The organism is Mycobacterium simulans, assembly GCF_900232995.1.
Taxonomy (GTDB): Bacteria; Actinomycetota; Actinomycetes; order Mycobacteriales; family Mycobacteriaceae; genus Mycobacterium; species Mycobacterium simulans.
Map to the genome: position 1 here is coordinate 2448088 of NZ_OCVX01000003.1, position 14988 is coordinate 2463075.

Sequence of the window (14988 nt, forward strand, 5' to 3'; positions counted from 1 at the left end):
GCCGTCGCCGCGGCCGGTTCGTCAGCAGCTTCGGCGCCACCGGTCAGCCGGGAGCGCACGGCTGAGTTGGGTTGAACCCCATCACGATTGACCCGCTCGTCGCTGCGTTGTGGTGGTGGTTACCGACCTTCGGGCAGGCCACGACCATGGCGGTCCGCTAAGGGGGGGCCAGATAAGGAGGATGGCCTGATGAATTTTTCGGTACTGCCACCAGAGGTCAACTCGGCGCGGATATTCGCCGGTGCGGGATCCGGCCCGATGGTTGCGGCGGCGACCGCCTGGGAGGGGCTGGCCGCCGAGCTGGGCTCGGCGGCGACCTCGTTCGGCTCGCTGACCTCAGGGCTGGCGGGCGAGGCGTGGCAAGGTCCGGCGGCGGCGGCGATGGCAGCCGCGGCGGCACCGTATGTGGGTTGGTTGAGCGCCTCGGCGACGCGAGCCGCCGCGGCGGCCGCGCAGGCGACGTTGGCCGCGGCGGCATTCGATGCGGTGCGGGCGGCGACGGTACGGCCGGAGGTGGTGACGGCCAATCGTGTTCAGTTGGTATCGCTGGTGACCTCCAACCTGCTAGGGCAGAACGCTCCGGCGATCGCCGCCGCCGAGGCCGAATATGAGCAGCTATGGGCACAGGATGTGGCCGCGATGTTCGGCTATCATTCCGAGGCTTTGGCTGTGGCCTCGGGCCTGACGTCGTTCACCCAGCCCCTGCAACGCCTGGCGGGCCAGATGGCTGGCGCAAACGTGGCTGGCTCGAATGTGGCCGGCGCCGCCGCGGCGGTCAACGGGGCCGTCACGAATCCCCCCGGCACAGCGAGCATCTTCAACTTGGGCATTGCGAACTTGGGCCTGGGAAACGTGGGCGCTGCGAACGTCGGCAATTTCAACCTGGGCAGCGGAAATGTCGGCAATTTCAACGTGGGCAGCGGCAACCATGGCAACTTCAATCTCGGCTTCGGGAACAATGGCAGCAGAAACATTGGCTTCGGGAACTTCGGGTTCGGAAACTTCGGGTTCGGAAACAGCGGCCCTGGGTTTACGGCGGGTAACGACAACTTCGGATTCGGGAATACCGGCAGCTCCAACTTTGGCTTCGCGAATACCGGCATCGCGAACTGGGGCCTCGCGAACTCGGGCAACTACGCCAGGGGCATCGCGCTTACCGGTGACTACCAGGTGGGGATTAGCGGCCTGAACTCGGGCAGCGGGAACATCGGCTTGTTCAACTCGGGCACCGGAAACGTCGGCTTCTTCAACTCCGGCACCGGAAACTTCGGCATCGGAAACTCGAGCAGCTACAACACCGGCTTCTTCAATGCGGGCAGCGCCAACACCGGATTCTTTAACTCGGGCCTGGCAAATACGGGCATCGCGAACGTGGGCGACTATAACTCAGGTAACTTCAACGTCGGCACCTTCAATACCGGCTCTTTTAACCCTGGCAACGTCAACACGGGCTACCTCAACCCGGGCAACACAAACACTGGGGCGGCCAACGCGGGTGACCTGAACACCGGCGCGTTCAACTCGGGGAATAGGAGCAACGGCTTCTTTTGGAGCCGCGATGACCAGGGCGTGATTGCCGGCGGCTCCTACTCGATCACCATTCCCGAGATCGCGGTGAACATCCCGTTGAGCATCCCCTTGGATATACCTGTGACCGGCGGCACCGGAAACATCGTGGTTGGAAGCTTCCAAATTCCCCGAATCGGACTCGGCCCACTCACCCACATCAGCGATGGCAGCTACATCGGCCCGATCGTCCTATCGGACATCGTTGTCGGCGGTCCCAGATTTGAGATACAGGTGGGCGGCTCAGGTTATGTCTTGGGCGTAAATGTCACCGGCAGCGCCGGGCCCATCACCATTCCGGTCCTCGACTCCAAGCCAGGACCGGGCATTGGAAACATGACCACCAACCCTTCGTCGGGCTTCTTCAACAGCGGCGCCGGTGGCGGATCGGGCTTCGGGAACCTCGGCGCCAACACGTCAGGCTGGTGGAATGCGGCCACGGCGGGCGCGGGAATCTCCGGCTACGGAAACGTCGGCGCGCTGGCATCGGGCCTATTCAATGTGGGCGTCACCATTTCGGGCTTGTACAACACGGGCACGCTGAGCCTTGGGGCGCCGGCCACTGTCTCGGGCTTCGGAAACATCGGTGACTATCTGTCGGGCTTCTTCTTCGCGAACCCGGGCCAGACCAGCGCTTATATCGCGGGCCACAGCAGCGTTTTCAATTTGGGTGTCGCAAACCACGGCGGTCTGAACGTGGGCAACGCAAACCTGGGCGATTTCAACCTGGGCAACGGAAACGTCGGCAATTTCAACCTGGGCAGCGGCAACCACGGCAGCTACAACATCGGCAGCGGCAACAACGGCAGCTACAACATCGGCTTCGGAAACCTGGGCAGCTTCAACTACGGCTTCGGGAACAGCGGCCCCGGATTCACGGCAGGTAACGGCAACATTGGCTTCGGGAACACGGGCACCGCGAACTGGGGCTTCGGTAACTCAGGCAACTACAACACCGGCATCGGGCTTGGCGGCGACTACCAGGTCGGTTTCGGCGGACTGAACTCGGGCAGCGGCAATATCGGCTTGTTCAACTCGGGTAACGGGAACATCGGCTTCTTCAACTCGGGCACCGGAAACGTCGGCGTAGGCAACGCAGGCAACTACAACGCCGGCTTGTTCAACGTGGGCAGTACCAATGCGGGCGTCGGCAACACGGGCAGCTACAACACGGGCATCTTCAACGTGGGTAGTACCAACACCGGTGCCTACAACCCGGGCGACGTCAACACCGGCTATTTCAACCTGGGCAATACCAATACCGGCGTGGGCAATACGGGTGACCTTGACACCGGAGCTTTCATCTCGGGCAGCATGAATAACGGAACGTTATGGCGAGGCGATCGCCAGGGCCTGGTCGGCCTCTCCTACGAACTGAATATTCCAAAAATTCCGCTGAACATCGGCGTGCTGGCTAACCTGAATATACCTATCACCGGCGAGGTAAAGCCCATCACCATCAACAGTTTCCTAATAAGTGGACCTCAATTTGGCAATTACAATGGAATCCCGGTGCACGTCCACGTCGATGTTTCCCCCGGTATATCTCTAACTATCGACAGCGTCTACGAGGACCCTCTGACTGTCACCCTCCCGGATATCGTAATTAATCCGATCTCCCTAAATCTCACCGTCGGCCCCGCGCCGTTAAGTATTCCTGTCGTCGGCACCATCGGCCCCATCAGTGTTCCGATCCTCGACATCCCGGCAGGACCAGGCATAGGAAACTTGACCACCAACCCGTCGTCGGGCTTCTTCAACACCGGTGTTGGTGGCGGTTCAGGAATCGGAAACTCCGGCACCCTGGTATCGGGTTGGGCAAACATCGGCAACGCCATCTCAGGTTTCTTCCGCAACATTTGGCCGTAACCGCGCAGGGTGTCGGGCAGGACCGGCAGTGAACCGAGCTTGCGGGCTGGGGTTGGCTGCTATCTGAATTGCCCGGCTCTCCCCCGCAAGCGGGAGGTGCCCCCACCTCGCGTCGCGCGCATCGTCGCCGGGCTAAGGTGCGGCCATGACCAAACGCGCGGCGACGGCCGCAGTCGTGGTGATATTGCTGGCGCTGGTCGGATGCGGTCCTGCGCAGCAAGCATCCAGCCCGCCGGCCACGTTGTCCAATCTCCCGCCCAATGAGGTATCGGGCCTGCAGATTCCCGCCGGCCGCATCGACGAAGCGGTGACAAAGGTCGACGGCCTGGTCACCGAGCTGATGAATAACACCGGCATACCGGGCCTGGCGGTAGCCATTGTCCACGGTGGAAAAACGATGTATGCCAAGGGTTTCGGCGTCAGGGACGCAAGCAAGGGCGACGGCCAAGACAATAAAGTGGACGCCGACACCGTATTCCAGCTGGCGTCAATATCGAAATCGGTGGGCGCGACGGTGGTGGCGCATGAGGTCAGCGCCAACGCGGTCGGCTGGGATACGCCGGTGGCGTCGAAGCTGCCCTGGTTTTCGCTCAGCGATCCCTACGTCACCAGTCATGTGACGATCGCCGACCTGTATTCGCACCGCTCCGGGCTGCCCGATCACGCCGGCGACGCGTTGGAGGATCTGGGTTACGACCGTCAGCAGGTGCTCGAGCGGCTCAAGTACCTGCCGCTGGCGCCTTTTCGAATCAGCTACGCATACACCAACTTCGGGGTGACCGCCGCCGCCGAAGCCGCCGCGGCGGCGGCGGGCAAATCCTGGGAGGACTTGTCCGACGAGGTGCTCTACCGCCCATTGGGGATGGCGTCCACGAGTTCGAAGTTCGCCGATTTCGTGGCCCGGCCCAACCATGCGGTCAACCACGTCAGGGTCGGCGACAAGTGGGAGGCGCGCTTCCAACGCGATCCCGATGCCCAGACACCGGCGGGCGGGGTGAGTTCGTCGGTCAACGACATGGCGCGCTGGCTGACCATGGTCATGGCCAACGGCGTGTATAACGGCCAGCGGATCGTGTCGCCGGAGGCCCTGCTGCCCACAATTACACCGCAGGTCATCTCGGCGGATGCGGGCTCGCCGAACGCGAGGGCAGGATTCTATGGTCATGGGTTCAACGTGTCGGTGACCTCGTCGGGTCGCACGCAGTACAGCCATTCCGGCGGTTTTGCGATGGGCGCGGCAACCAACTTCGCGGTGCTGCCGTCCGAAGACATCGGCATCATCGCCCTGACCAATGCCGCTCCCTATGGCGTGCCGGAGACGTTGACCGCCGAGTTCATGGATCTGGTGCAATACGGCCAAGTGCGTGAGAACTGGGCGAGCCTGTACCGCCAGCAGATTGCCCCGCTGAACAATCCGGAGGGCTCGCTGGTGGGCAAGCAGCCCCCGCCCAGCCCGACACCGGCCAGGCCGCCGCGCGACTACGTCGGCGTGTATGCCAACGACTACTGGGGTCCGGCCACCGTGACCGAACGCGACGGCCAGCTGCAACTGTCGCTGGGCCCGAAGAACCAGACCTTCAATTTGACCCACTGGGACGGTGACACCTTCACGTTCGCGTTGTCGACCGAAAATGCCCCACCCGGAACGATTTCCAAGGCAACCTTCGCCGGGTTCCCCAACGCCACGCTGAACCTGGAGTACTACGACGCCGACAAGCTGGGAACGTTCACCCGATGACAAGCGCCAGCGGCTTGACCGATGCCGAAGTGGCACAACGGGTAGCCGAAGGCAAGACCAACGACGTTTCGGAACGGGTCACGCGCAGCATCGCTGACATCGTTAGGGCCAACGTATTCACCCGGATCAACGCGATACTGGGTGTGCTGTTGCTGATCGTGCTCGCAACAGGCTCGGTGATCAACGGGCTGTTCGGCCTGCTCATCATCGCCAATAGCGTCATCGGCATGGTCCAGGAAATCCGGGCCAAGCAGACACTGGACAAATTGGCGATCGTCGGACAGGCGAAACCGTTGGTGCGCAGGCAATCCGGAACACACAAGCTTTCGCCCAACGAGGTGGTGCTCGACGACATCATCGAGCTCGGCCCCGGGGATCAAATTGTGGTCGACGGCGAGGTCGTCGAAGAGGAGAACCTCGAGATCGACGAATCATTGCTGACGGGTGAGGCCGATCCGATCGCCAAAGACGCTGGCGATGCGGTGATGTCGGGAAGCTTCGTCGTCGCCGGCACGGGCGCCTACCGCGCCACGAAGGTGGGCCACGAAGCATATGCCGCCAAACTGGCCGCCGAGGCCAGCAAGTTCACATTGGTGAAATCCGAACTGCGCAACGGCATTAACCGGATTCTTCAATTCATCACCTACCTGCTGATACCCGCGGGCCTGCTGACCATCTACACCCAACTGTTCACCACACACGCGGGATGGCGGGAGTCGCTGCTTCGGATGGTGGGTGCGCTGGTTCCGATGGTCCCCGAAGGACTGGTGTTGATGACGTCGATCGCGTTCGCGGTCGGCGTTGTCCGACTCGGACAACGCCGATGCCTGGTGCAGGAATTGCCTGCCATCGAGGGATTGGCCCGAGTCGACGTGGTCTGTGCCGACAAGACTGGAACCCTGACCGAAAGTGGTATGCGGGTCTGTGATGTCGAGGAACTCGAAGCGACCCTTGAAGCCACCGACGAAGCGACCGACGTAACCGTCGCCGACGTATTGGCATCGTTGGCGGCCGCCGATACCCGCCCCAACGCCAGCATGCAGGCAATCGCCGAGGCTTACCGGTCGCCACCCGGCTGGATCGCCACCGCGACAGCGCCTTTCAAGTCCGCGACCAAATGGAGCGGCGTGTCATACCGCGAGCGTGGCAACTGGGTGATCGGAGCACCCGACGTGCTGCTCGATCCGGCGTCGGCGGCCGCTGAACAGGCAGAGCGGATCGGGGCCCAAGGGCTGCGGGTGCTGTTGTTGGGCGCCGCCGACGTGGCCGTGGACCATCCCGACGCACCGGGCCGGGTGACCCCGGTCGCGCTGGTGGTGCTGGAGCAAAAGGTGCGACCTGACGCCGCTGAAACACTGGAATACTTTGGTGCCCAGGATGTGTCGGTCAAGGTGATCTCCGGCGACAACGCTGTGTCGGTCGGTGCCGTCGCCGACAAGCTCGGACTACACGGCGAGACCATGGATGCGCGTCGACTCCCGACCGAGCTGCCCGAACTCGCTGACGCCCTGGATTCACACACCACCTTTGGCAGGGTGCGGCCGGATCAGAAGCGCTCCATCGTCCATGCCCTGCAATCGCACGGGCACACCGTGGCGATGACCGGCGACGGCGTCAATGACGTGCTGGCCCTCAAGGACGCAGACATCGGGGTAGCGATGGGCGCGGGCAGTCCGGCATCGCGAGCTGTGGCGCAAATCGTGTTGTTGGACAACAGATTTGCAACCCTGCCCCACGTGGTGGGGGAGGGTCGTCGAGTGATCGGCAATATCGAGCGGGTCGCGAATCTGTTTTTGACGAAAACGGTGTACTCGGTACTGCTGGCGGTGCTCGTCGGTATCGAATGCTTGATTGCCAAGCCGTTGGGCGTCGATCCGCTGTTGTTTCCGTTCCAGCCGATACACGTCACCATCGCGGCCTGGTTCACCATCGGGATCCCAGCGTTCATCCTGTCCTTGGCGCCCAACAACGAGCGGGCTTATCCGGGCTTCGTGCGACGGGTGCTGACGGCTGCGCTGCCGTCCGGGCTTATCGTCGGCGTCGCGACCTTTGCCTCGTACCTGGCGGCTTATCACGGCCGCGAGGCAACGTGGGTGGAGCAGGACCAAGCATCGACAGCCGCGCTGATCACCTTGCTGATGACGGCCCTCTGGGTGCTCGCGGTGGCGGCGCGGCCTTATCAGTGGTGGCGACTGGCGCTTGTGATCACTTCGGGCCTGGCCTATGTGGTGATCTTCAGTCTGCCGCCGGCGCGCGAGAAGTTTCTGATCGACCCGTCCAATGTGGGGGCGACGTCAGTCGCGTTGGTGATTGGCGCGGTGGGGGCGGCGACAATCGAGGCGATGTGGTGGATCCGCGCCAGGATACTGGGCGTGAAACCGCGCGTGTGGCGGGAGTAGCACCGAGAAGTAAGGTCTTTCAGCAGCGGACCTCGGGGAAGGAACAGTGCGCATGGGAATCCTGGACAAAGCAAAGGACCTGCTGTCGCAGAACTCGGACAAGGTCGAGACGGTAATCACCAAAGCGGGCGAGTTTGTCGACGAGAAGACGCAGGGCAAATACTCCGACACCATCCACAAGGTGCAGGAGGAGGCCAAGAAGGTAGTCGCACCGGGCGACCAGCAGAGCTGAGCACATGGCGAAACTCTCTGGATCCATCGACGTGCCGCTGCCGCCGGAGGAGGCCTGGACTGCTGCCTCGGATTTGTCCCGCTTCAAGGAGTGGCTGACGATCCACAAGGTATGGCGCTCCAAGTTGCCCGAAGTCCTGGACAAGGGCACGGTTATCGAGTCGTATGTCGAGGTCAAGGGCATGCCGAACCGGATCAAATGGACGATCGTGCGGTACAAACCACCGGAAGGCATGACGCTCAACGGCGACGGCGTCGGCGGCGTCAAGGTCAAGCTGATCGCCAAGGTCGCCCCGACAGAAGGGGGCTCGGTCGTCAGCTTCGACGTACACCTCGGAGGGCCCGCGCTGTTCGGGCCCATCGGCATGGTTGTGGCCGCGGCGCTGAGAACCGATATCCGCGAATCGCTGCAGAAGTTCGTCACGGTATTCGCGCCGGCCTGATCCGCCACCGTGGTCCGACCCGATGAGTTTCCGACGTTGGGGCAGTCGATATCTGTGAACCCCGATGCGGGGGCCGCCAACACAAGGAGGTCATCGTGCCCACCCGTAACAGCGCGCCGCTGGGCGCGCCCTGCTGGATCGACTTGACGACATCGGACGTCGACCGTGCCCAAGACTTCTATGGCACGGTGTTCGGCTGGACGTTCGAGTCTGCCGGGCCCGACTACGGCGGGTACATCAATGTCGCCAAGGACGGCCGTCCCGTCGCCGGCATGATGGCCAACAACCCGGAGTGGCAAACTCCGGACAACTGGGCCACGTACTTTCACACCGCCGATATCAACGCAACCGTGTCGGCGGTGACCGCGGCGGGTGGCTCGGGGTTCCTGGATCCGATGGAGGTACCCGCCAAGGGCTTCATGGCGATGGCCACCGACCCGTCGAACGCGTCCTTCGGGTTGTGGCAGCCGCTGGGGCACCGCGGCTTCGAGGTGATCGGTGAGGCCGGCGCGCCCGTCTGGCACCAACTGACGACACACGACTACCGCGCTGCCGTCGACTTTTACCGCGAGGTCTTCGGATGGCAGACCGAGCAGATTTCTGACACAGACGAATTCCGGTACACCACAGCGTCGTTCGACGGCGAGCAATTGCTCGGCGTGATGGACGGTGCCGGCTTTCTTCCCCAGGATGTGCCGTCGCAGTGGAACATTTTCTTCGGGGCCGAGGATGTTGACAAGACGCTGCAAGTGATCGCCGACAACGGCGGCGGCGTGTTGCGCGGCGCTGAGGACACTCCCTACGGGCGCCTTGCCGCGGCCAGCGACCCGACGGGCGTGATCTTCAACCTGTCCTCGCTTTAGGATGTCTGTCCGATGATCGGCCACAACGGCGATGCGTACTGGTTCCACCCGATTGACGGTCGCTGGGCAACGCCGTCGGTGGCGCCCGTGGCCGGTCGCCACGCCTAGGAAGACTCAGTCGCCGACGGCGAGCGCGAAATCCTTGTATTCGAAACCAGGCACCGCCACGCAGCTGACCAGGCTGGGCTCGTCGTCGCGCGGCCGCGCCCGCTGCCAATGGCGCTCCGGCACTAGCACCTGCGGCTGCTCACCGGCGCCAATGTCGGTACCGAGTAAATGTGTTGTGGTGATGTGCCTGTCTGGACCAATGTCGAGGAGCACCGGGCTACCCCGATGATGCAGCCACAATTCGGGACCGCGAACCGTGTGCCACGCCGACGACTGACCCGGCATGAGCAGGAACAGAATTGCCGTTGCGGCGCTGCGGGGACTGGTGTAGTCCGACGGCAAGGCGGATTGGCCGACGATCAGATCGCTGCGCCACATTTCCCGAAACCAGCCGCCCTCGGGGTGGGGGGACAGGTCCAACGCGCGGACCCACTCGGGAAGTTTTGTCATCGCATAACCGCTCGTGCATCGCCGCTTGCCGGAGAGCCGTCAAACCAGCCACTTTGGCGGCCCTTCGTGCTCGCGGGTTGTTCGGGATTCTCGAACATGTTGGGTGAACTTGGCCGCAACGATGCCTCGGTGATTGGGCGATGTCTATCCGCTCATTGGCCAGACAGGGGGATGAGTCCCGTTCCTCCCACCGACCGATTCTTTGGCGGAAAGCGGCGACCGTCTGCGAACACAGGTTGGTAGCGCTTGCCGACAGGCACTACTGCGCGTGCCCCATGCCGCTTCGGTCCAACGCCCTATTAGTGTCGCAACCATGACGCGTCGCCTACGCCCGGGATGGCTAGTCGCGCTTTGTGCCGTGGTCGTCTCGGTCAGCACCTGGATGCCGTGGCTGACCACGCAGGTTAACGGCGGGGGCTGGGCCAACGCCATCGGGGGCACCCACGGCAGCCTGGAACTTCCGCGGGGGTTCGGCGCGGGCCAGCTGATCGTCTTGTTGTCGTCGGCGCTGCTGGTGGCAGGGGCGATGGTGGGACGAGGCCTTTCGATGCGGGTCGCTTCGGTTGCCGCGCTGGTCATTTCGCTGCTCATCGTGGTGCTCACGCTGTGGTACTACAAGGTCAACGTCAATCCGCCGGTGGCCGCGGAATACGGGCTTTACATCGGGGCAGCCAGTGCGGTGTGCGCGGTGGCATGCGCGCTGTGGGCGGTGGCCGCCGCGGCGTTCCGCAGTTCGTCCAAGCGCTGACCGCTCATGTTCTCCGCGACGACGCCTTGCGAATGTGAATTTACGGCTTTCAGCGTGTGTCCAGGGCGGGGTCCGGCCGGTTTTCGCGCCCAGAATTCACCCTCAAAGGTCAGGATTCACACCGGAAAAGTTAGGGTCTCAATCGGACGGGAACTCATGCTTGCCCGAGGCAGAGCTGCCTGAGGGCTCGTTGACTCCATACACGAAGGGAGCGAACACGACCTCGCGGCCATCCGGGTCGCGATAGGTCACCGCGCCGGTCGCCTCCCAGTACGGGTGCTGCTCGACGGGCTGAAGGCCGGCGTCCCGAAGGCGTGTGGTTGCGGTATGTTGCGCTTGCTTGTCCGGGAAATACAGGCACAGCTGGTCGTGGTGATCCACCGCGACGGCACCGTCCGTTTCCGGGACCGCCTCGACAATCTCGAAGGTCAGGTTCGAGCTGGGTAGTCCGAATATCGCACCGTTGCTGCCGTAGCTTTCCCCGAACGTCTCATACAGTGGGAGCCCTACGAGTTCACGGTAAAACCGTACGGTCTCGTCGAAATGTGAGGAGCGCCGGGCAAAGCGGATGGAGCCGATCGACGCCAATTCGGTGGGCCAGTGGGTTGTCCGGCGCGGCTTTTCGTTCACAGCCCGACCGCGCTCGCTGCCGACTCGGCATGATCCCAGCGCCGCAGCTCCGCGCCGGGTACCCATGTTGAATGGGTACCGCTGGAAATGCGTTCCGGCAGCGCAAGTTTGCATACCGGACCATCGCCGACGCGGCCGGCGTCGAATACCAGGCAGTAGGAGGCGTCGGTATTCATGTCGGTGGTGAGGGTGACCAGGTAGCCGTCGTCTTCACCGGCACTGCCCGTCCGTGGGGCCATCGCGGTTTCGCTTCCATACACACCGTCACCAAACGAGTAGCGCTCCTCACCTCCGGTGAGCAGATCGTGCTTTACCAGTCCGTCGAACAAGAACCACCCGGGCTTGCCGGTAGCGGCATAGGTGTAGCGGTACCGAGAGGCCGCATAGTCGGCGTTGATGGTGCCGAACTCGGTGATCGACTCCGACAGCTGCTCTTCCTTGACGGCACCGGTGACCAGGTTGAGCCGCCAGCGGTGCAGGCGGGTCTCCCGCCGGGCCAGCGCCAGGAAGCGAAACAGCTTGTCCCACTTCGTTCCGCCCTTCTCAATGGGCTGAGGCGCACCCTCGAAGAAGCCGTCGAGCACGATCTCGTTGCCATCTTCGTAGGCGTTGGTGAAGGGCAGCACGAACGTCGGGTCCGCCTCGAACCACCGGATGTCAGCCGTTGACCCGCGCCGCGGGATCACCGCGAAGCGCGACGGCATTTCCGGGTAGAAACGCGGCAGGGGCACGTTGTGTTCGAGCAGCCTGGGGTCCCAGAACAACGGGAAATCGTTGAGGATGGCGTAGTTTTCGGTGAACGCCATGTCGTGCGGCAGCCGCGGCCCGGGCAGCGGGATGTCGACGTAGTGCGCCAGCGCGTTACTCGAGTCGACGACGCCGTAGCGCAGGTACGGGTCTTGCTTGCTGTAGTTGAAGAACAACAGTTCGCCGGTCTTGTTGTCGACCTTGGGATGCGCTGATACTCCCCAATCAAACGGAAATCCGCCGTTCCAGGTTTCCTTGCCCAACGTATTGGCGGAGTACGGGTCGACCCGGTATAGGTCGCCGCACTGATAGAAGCTGGTCAGCGCGATACCCCGGTGGACGATGACGTCGGTGCTCGATGCGTCCTTCATCAAGGTCCGAGCGCCCCAACCCTTTTCGCGCTTGGCGAATTGTACCCGCTCGGCCAGTCCCGGCCATAGCGGCCCACCCGCCGCGTTCTCGGCCATGAATCCGTCGGTGCGGATAAAGCGGTTGCGGTAAAACGCTTTTCCGTCGCGGAAGCCGACGACGTGCAGCATGCCGTCGCCGTCGAAGGGGTGGTAGGTCTTAAACGCCGGGTGCAGCGGGTTTTCGGTGTTACGCAGATAGATGCCGTCCAAGTCGGCTGGGATTTCCCCGTCCACGGCGGTCAGGTCGTCGGCGTCCCATTCGGTTGTCTGCGGTCGCCACGGACCGGTCCGATAGGGGTGGTCGTCGTCCTCGGGCAGGGTCGACAAGTATTTGCCGACGATCGCCACGTCCTTTTGGAAATCCATGTCACGCCCCCTCTACCGAGCTGACGACGAAACTGACCGTGGTCGCGGTGCTGCCACCGAAGTTCAGCGTCGCGAACTTTTTCGCTCCCTGGACCTGATAGTCGCCGGCGCAACCGCTGACCTGCTTGGCGGCGTCCACCAGCATCCGCACACCGGAGGCCCCGACCGGGTGTCCGCCGCCGATCAAGCCGCCGCTGGGGTTGATCGGCAGCCGCCCGCCGATCTCGATCTCACCGTTTTCGATGGCCTTCCACGATTCGCCCGGGCCGGTCAACCCGATGTGGTCGATGGCCAAGTACTCGCTGGGCGTGAAGCAGTCGTGCACCTCGAAGCCGTCGACATCGTCGAGGGTCACCTGGGCGCGCCGTAATGCGTCCAAAACCGCGCCCCGCACATGCGGGAGGACATAAGGATCGTCAGCCGCGCGGTCCAGTTTCTGCCGCAGACCCAGCCCGACGGTGCGATGCCCCCAGCCGTCAATGCGGCCGATCGGGCGTGCATCGGGGTGTGCACGCAGGTAGGCATCGTTCACCAGGACCAATCCCGCGCCGCCGTCGGTCATTTGGCTGCAGTCGAACCGGCGCAGCCGGCCCTCGGTAATGGGGTTGGTCGCGTCGTCGTCGGTGATCGGGTCGGGGACCGTCCAGCCGCGGGTCTGGGCGTTGGGGTTGCGGCGCGCGTTGGCGAGGTTGAGCTGCGCGATCGCCCGCAGATGTGCGTCGTCCAGGCCGTAACGGCGGTCGTATTCGTCGGCGACCTGCGCGAACATCGATGGCCACAGGTAACGCGCCTCGGCGCCCTCGTGTCCAGTCCACGCTGCCGCGCCAAGATGTTGGGCCGCGATGTCGCCCGGCACCGTTTTCTCCAGCTCAATGCCCACCACCAGCGCGGTGTCGTAGGCGCCCGACCTCAAGTCGGCCACAGCCGCCAGCGTCGCGACGCTGCCAGAGGCGCATGCGGCTTCGTGCCGTGAGGCCGGGGTATCCCAGAGGGCGCCGCAAACCGTGGCTGGCATCGCTCCCAGATGGCCTTGCTTGGCAAACATCTCACCGAACGTGCTGCTCCGTGGGGCAGCGGGATGGGTGCGGGGGCGCCGGCTGGTGGTGCTGGCAAACCGGGGTTGGTCTCGGCTACCGAACCCGCCGACGAGGATGATCGCGAAGACGGTGGCGAGCTACAACCGGGTGAACGCCTGACCTAGCGGCTCAGTCGTGCGTGAGGGCCATCATGTCCGGGGCCAGCACGTCGGTTAACGCGGGCCAGGGCACGGTGATCACCGGTAATCCGTGGCCAAACTGGTAATCGGCGAAATGGATCTCCATTCCGGCTGATGTCGGAATCCAGTTGGCGAAGTTCGCGGCGATGGGTTTGTTTCCGGGCTCGTCGGGCATCGGAGTCGGGCCGCCGCCATAGACCCGCGGGAAGATCACCTTGGTTTGCTCGGCGAGCCTGTTCAGGCCGTCTTGTTCGTTGCTGAAAAGGTCGGCCAGGGTGACGGGTTTGGCCGACCGGCTGTCGATGACGACCGTGCTCACGTAGTTGGTCGGGTGCGCGGCTTCTTTGGCCGAGTAGACGCCGACGATGACTTCTGCAATGGCGACCGCGCGGAAGCTGACCGTCGACTTCGATTCGAAGAGCCAGTCGGTATCGGGGCTCGCATCGGCGCGCATTTGCTCAATCTGTTCGCGTGTTGATGCGTCACCGGCCTTGTTGAACGCATCTCGGACGCCGGCAGCACCGCCGGAGAGCTGAGCGACTTGGGCGTTCCATCGACCGCGGTCGTCCGGTGTGGCCCCCGTTATCGAGGTCGCTGTCACGGCGTAGGTCTGACCATTGGATACGCCTGAATCGGCCCGGCTGGTTGATGTCGGCGTCGACAACGTGGCCACCACGACAACTGCCGCCGCCGTGCTCAAGATTCGAAGGGCACGGCTCACGGAAGCGGCGGCGCCGGCGGTGCGGATGGCGCCGGCGGCGCGGACAGCGTCGATGGCGGGGCAAGTGTGGTAAGTGGCGTGGGCGTGGTGGTCACCGCTGGCGTCTCGGTGGTCTGCGTCGCGGTCACGGTGTCGCTCGGGCTGTAGCCCAGCCACGCCGCCGCGGCGACGGCACCGCCGCCCATGGCCAAAAGGGCGTACCGGGTGAGGTGCTGAGTTGTCATGCCCCTCCCTTCCGTATTCCGGATCTAACAAGACCGTATTTCGGATCAACAGTCTGGATAGTAGCCGCGGTTTCCGTCGGAGGCAACAGATGGCGGTCACACCGGTCACTCCAGGACCGTCGTAACTTGGCACACTCAACTGCAAAAGCGCTAGCGCATGCAGCAGCAAATTCGGGCAGCAACATGCCTCGACCCGGCAAGGCGCACGCCTGTTGGGCAAACACCGATTGGAATCTGAAAATCACTGCCCTGCAAGCTA

Annotated in this window: 13 protein-coding genes and 1 pseudogene; 8 read left to right on the forward strand and 6 right to left on the reverse strand. The window is 63.5% G+C overall.

Annotation, left to right across the window (positions count from 1 at the left end; translation table 11 throughout):
* The first annotated feature begins 189 nt into the window (after positions 1 to 189).
* The 6 genes from MSIMFI_RS11915 (at position 190) to MSIMFI_RS11940 (ending at position 9109) form a co-directional block, all read left to right on the forward strand.
* The gene (locus MSIMFI_RS11915) at positions 190 to 3435 is read left to right on the forward strand and encodes a PPE family protein (protein WP_191497352.1); all 3246 of its coding nucleotides are present in this window, start codon (positions 190 to 192) and stop codon (positions 3433 to 3435) included.
* Between the two features lie 145 nt (positions 3436 to 3580).
* Positions 3581 to 5173, forward strand: coding sequence for a serine hydrolase (locus MSIMFI_RS11920; RefSeq protein WP_191497353.1), 1593 nt, complete (start codon positions 3581 to 3583; stop codon positions 5171 to 5173).
* Complete coding sequence (locus MSIMFI_RS11925; protein ID WP_191497354.1) at positions 5170 to 7572, forward strand: cation-translocating P-type ATPase; 2403 nt, start codon at positions 5170 to 5172, stop codon at positions 7570 to 7572. The genes MSIMFI_RS11920 and MSIMFI_RS11925 overlap by 4 nt, the downstream gene beginning before the upstream one ends.
* A 52-nt stretch (positions 7573 to 7624) precedes the next feature.
* Positions 7625 to 7804: an antitoxin gene (locus tag MSIMFI_RS11930; RefSeq protein WP_191497355.1), complete on the forward strand. Its 180-nt coding sequence runs from the start codon at positions 7625 to 7627 to the stop codon at positions 7802 to 7804.
* 4 nt (positions 7805 to 7808) lie between these two features.
* Positions 7809 to 8246 (forward strand): type II toxin-antitoxin system Rv0910 family toxin, encoded by a 438-nt coding sequence (locus MSIMFI_RS11935; RefSeq protein WP_191497356.1) that lies wholly within the window; start codon positions 7809 to 7811, stop codon positions 8244 to 8246.
* Positions 8247 to 8341: 95 nt separating this feature from the next.
* The gene (locus MSIMFI_RS11940; protein WP_191497357.1) at positions 8342 to 9109 is read left to right on the forward strand and encodes a VOC family protein; all 768 of its coding nucleotides are present in this window, start codon (positions 8342 to 8344) and stop codon (positions 9107 to 9109) included.
* Positions 9110 to 9223: 114 nt separating this feature from the next.
* Here the strand turns inward: MSIMFI_RS11940 and MSIMFI_RS11945 are convergent, their stop codons facing one another.
* Positions 9224 to 9667 carry a cupin domain-containing protein gene (locus MSIMFI_RS11945; protein ID WP_191497358.1) on the reverse strand — a complete coding sequence of 148 codons (444 nt, stop codon included), beginning with the start codon at positions 9665 to 9667 and terminating at the stop codon, positions 9224 to 9226.
* A 313-nt stretch (positions 9668 to 9980) separates the two neighbouring features.
* Here MSIMFI_RS11945 and MSIMFI_RS11950 point away from each other — a divergent pair, with 313 nt between their 5' ends.
* Positions 9981 to 10415 carry a hypothetical protein gene (locus MSIMFI_RS11950; protein WP_186244468.1) on the forward strand — a complete coding sequence of 145 codons (435 nt, stop codon included), beginning with the start codon at positions 9981 to 9983 and terminating at the stop codon, positions 10413 to 10415.
* Positions 10416 to 10553: 138 nt separating this feature from the next.
* On the opposite strand, the gene MSIMFI_RS11955 is transcribed toward MSIMFI_RS11950, so the two are convergent.
* From MSIMFI_RS11955 to MSIMFI_RS11965, 3 genes and pseudogenes are all read right to left on the reverse strand, one after another.
* Positions 10554 to 11045 carry a VOC family protein gene (locus MSIMFI_RS11955; RefSeq protein WP_224770160.1) on the reverse strand — a complete coding sequence of 164 codons (492 nt, stop codon included), beginning with the start codon at positions 11043 to 11045 and terminating at the stop codon, positions 10554 to 10556.
* Complete coding sequence (locus tag MSIMFI_RS11960) at positions 11042 to 12568, reverse strand: carotenoid oxygenase family protein (protein WP_191497360.1); 1527 nt, start codon at positions 12566 to 12568, stop codon at positions 11042 to 11044. The genes MSIMFI_RS11955 and MSIMFI_RS11960 overlap by 4 nt, the downstream gene beginning before the upstream one ends.
* A 1-nt stretch (position 12569) precedes the next feature.
* Positions 12570 to 13631: pseudogene (locus tag MSIMFI_RS11965) on the reverse strand (acetyl-CoA acetyltransferase); the annotation flags it as partial.
* On the opposite strand from MSIMFI_RS11965, the gene MSIMFI_RS11970 reads away from it, so the two are divergent.
* On the forward strand, positions 13593 to 13769 hold the full coding sequence (locus tag MSIMFI_RS11970) for a hypothetical protein (protein WP_263597367.1): 177 nt from the start codon (positions 13593 to 13595) through the stop codon (positions 13767 to 13769). The pseudogene MSIMFI_RS11965 and the gene MSIMFI_RS11970 overlap by 39 nt on opposite strands.
* 4 nt (positions 13770 to 13773) lie before the next feature.
* Here MSIMFI_RS11970 and MSIMFI_RS11975 read toward each other — a convergent pair whose 3' ends face one another.
* Both MSIMFI_RS11975 and MSIMFI_RS11980 read right to left on the reverse strand, forming a co-directional pair.
* Positions 13774 to 14460 (reverse strand): DUF3298 domain-containing protein, encoded by a 687-nt coding sequence (locus MSIMFI_RS11975; RefSeq protein WP_396820202.1) that lies wholly within the window; start codon positions 14458 to 14460, stop codon positions 13774 to 13776.
* A gap of 41 nt (positions 14461 to 14501) precedes the next feature.
* The gene (locus MSIMFI_RS11980; RefSeq protein ID WP_186244462.1) at positions 14502 to 14729 is read right to left on the reverse strand and encodes a hypothetical protein; all 228 of its coding nucleotides are present in this window, start codon (positions 14727 to 14729) and stop codon (positions 14502 to 14504) included.
* Positions 14730 to 14988: the final 259 nt, after the last annotated feature.

Coding starts and splice junctions, on each gene's coding strand:
- MSIMFI_RS11935 (WP_191497356.1), top strand. CDS start 7,809: ATGGCGAAACTCTCTGGATCCATCGACGTGCCGCTGCCGCCGGAGGAG.
- MSIMFI_RS11945 (WP_191497358.1), bottom strand. CDS start 9,667: ATGACAAAACTTCCCGAGTGGGTCCGCGCGTTGGACCTGTCCCCCCAC.
- MSIMFI_RS11925 (WP_191497354.1), top strand. CDS start 5,170: ATGACAAGCGCCAGCGGCTTGACCGATGCCGAAGTGGCACAACGGGTA.
- MSIMFI_RS11980 (WP_186244462.1), bottom strand. CDS start 14,729: ATGACAACTCAGCACCTCACCCGGTACGCCCTTTTGGCCATGGGCGGC.
- MSIMFI_RS11970 (WP_263597367.1), top strand. CDS start 13,593: ATGGCCTTGCTTGGCAAACATCTCACCGAACGTGCTGCTCCGTGGGGC.
- MSIMFI_RS11960 (WP_191497360.1), bottom strand. CDS start 12,568: ATGGATTTCCAAAAGGACGTGGCGATCGTCGGCAAATACTTGTCGACC.
- MSIMFI_RS11920 (WP_191497353.1), top strand. CDS start 3,581: ATGACCAAACGCGCGGCGACGGCCGCAGTCGTGGTGATATTGCTGGCG.
- MSIMFI_RS11915 (WP_191497352.1), top strand. CDS start 190: ATGAATTTTTCGGTACTGCCACCAGAGGTCAACTCGGCGCGGATATTC.
- MSIMFI_RS11930 (WP_191497355.1), top strand. CDS start 7,625: ATGGGAATCCTGGACAAAGCAAAGGACCTGCTGTCGCAGAACTCGGAC.
- MSIMFI_RS11950 (WP_186244468.1), top strand. CDS start 9,981: ATGACGCGTCGCCTACGCCCGGGATGGCTAGTCGCGCTTTGTGCCGTG.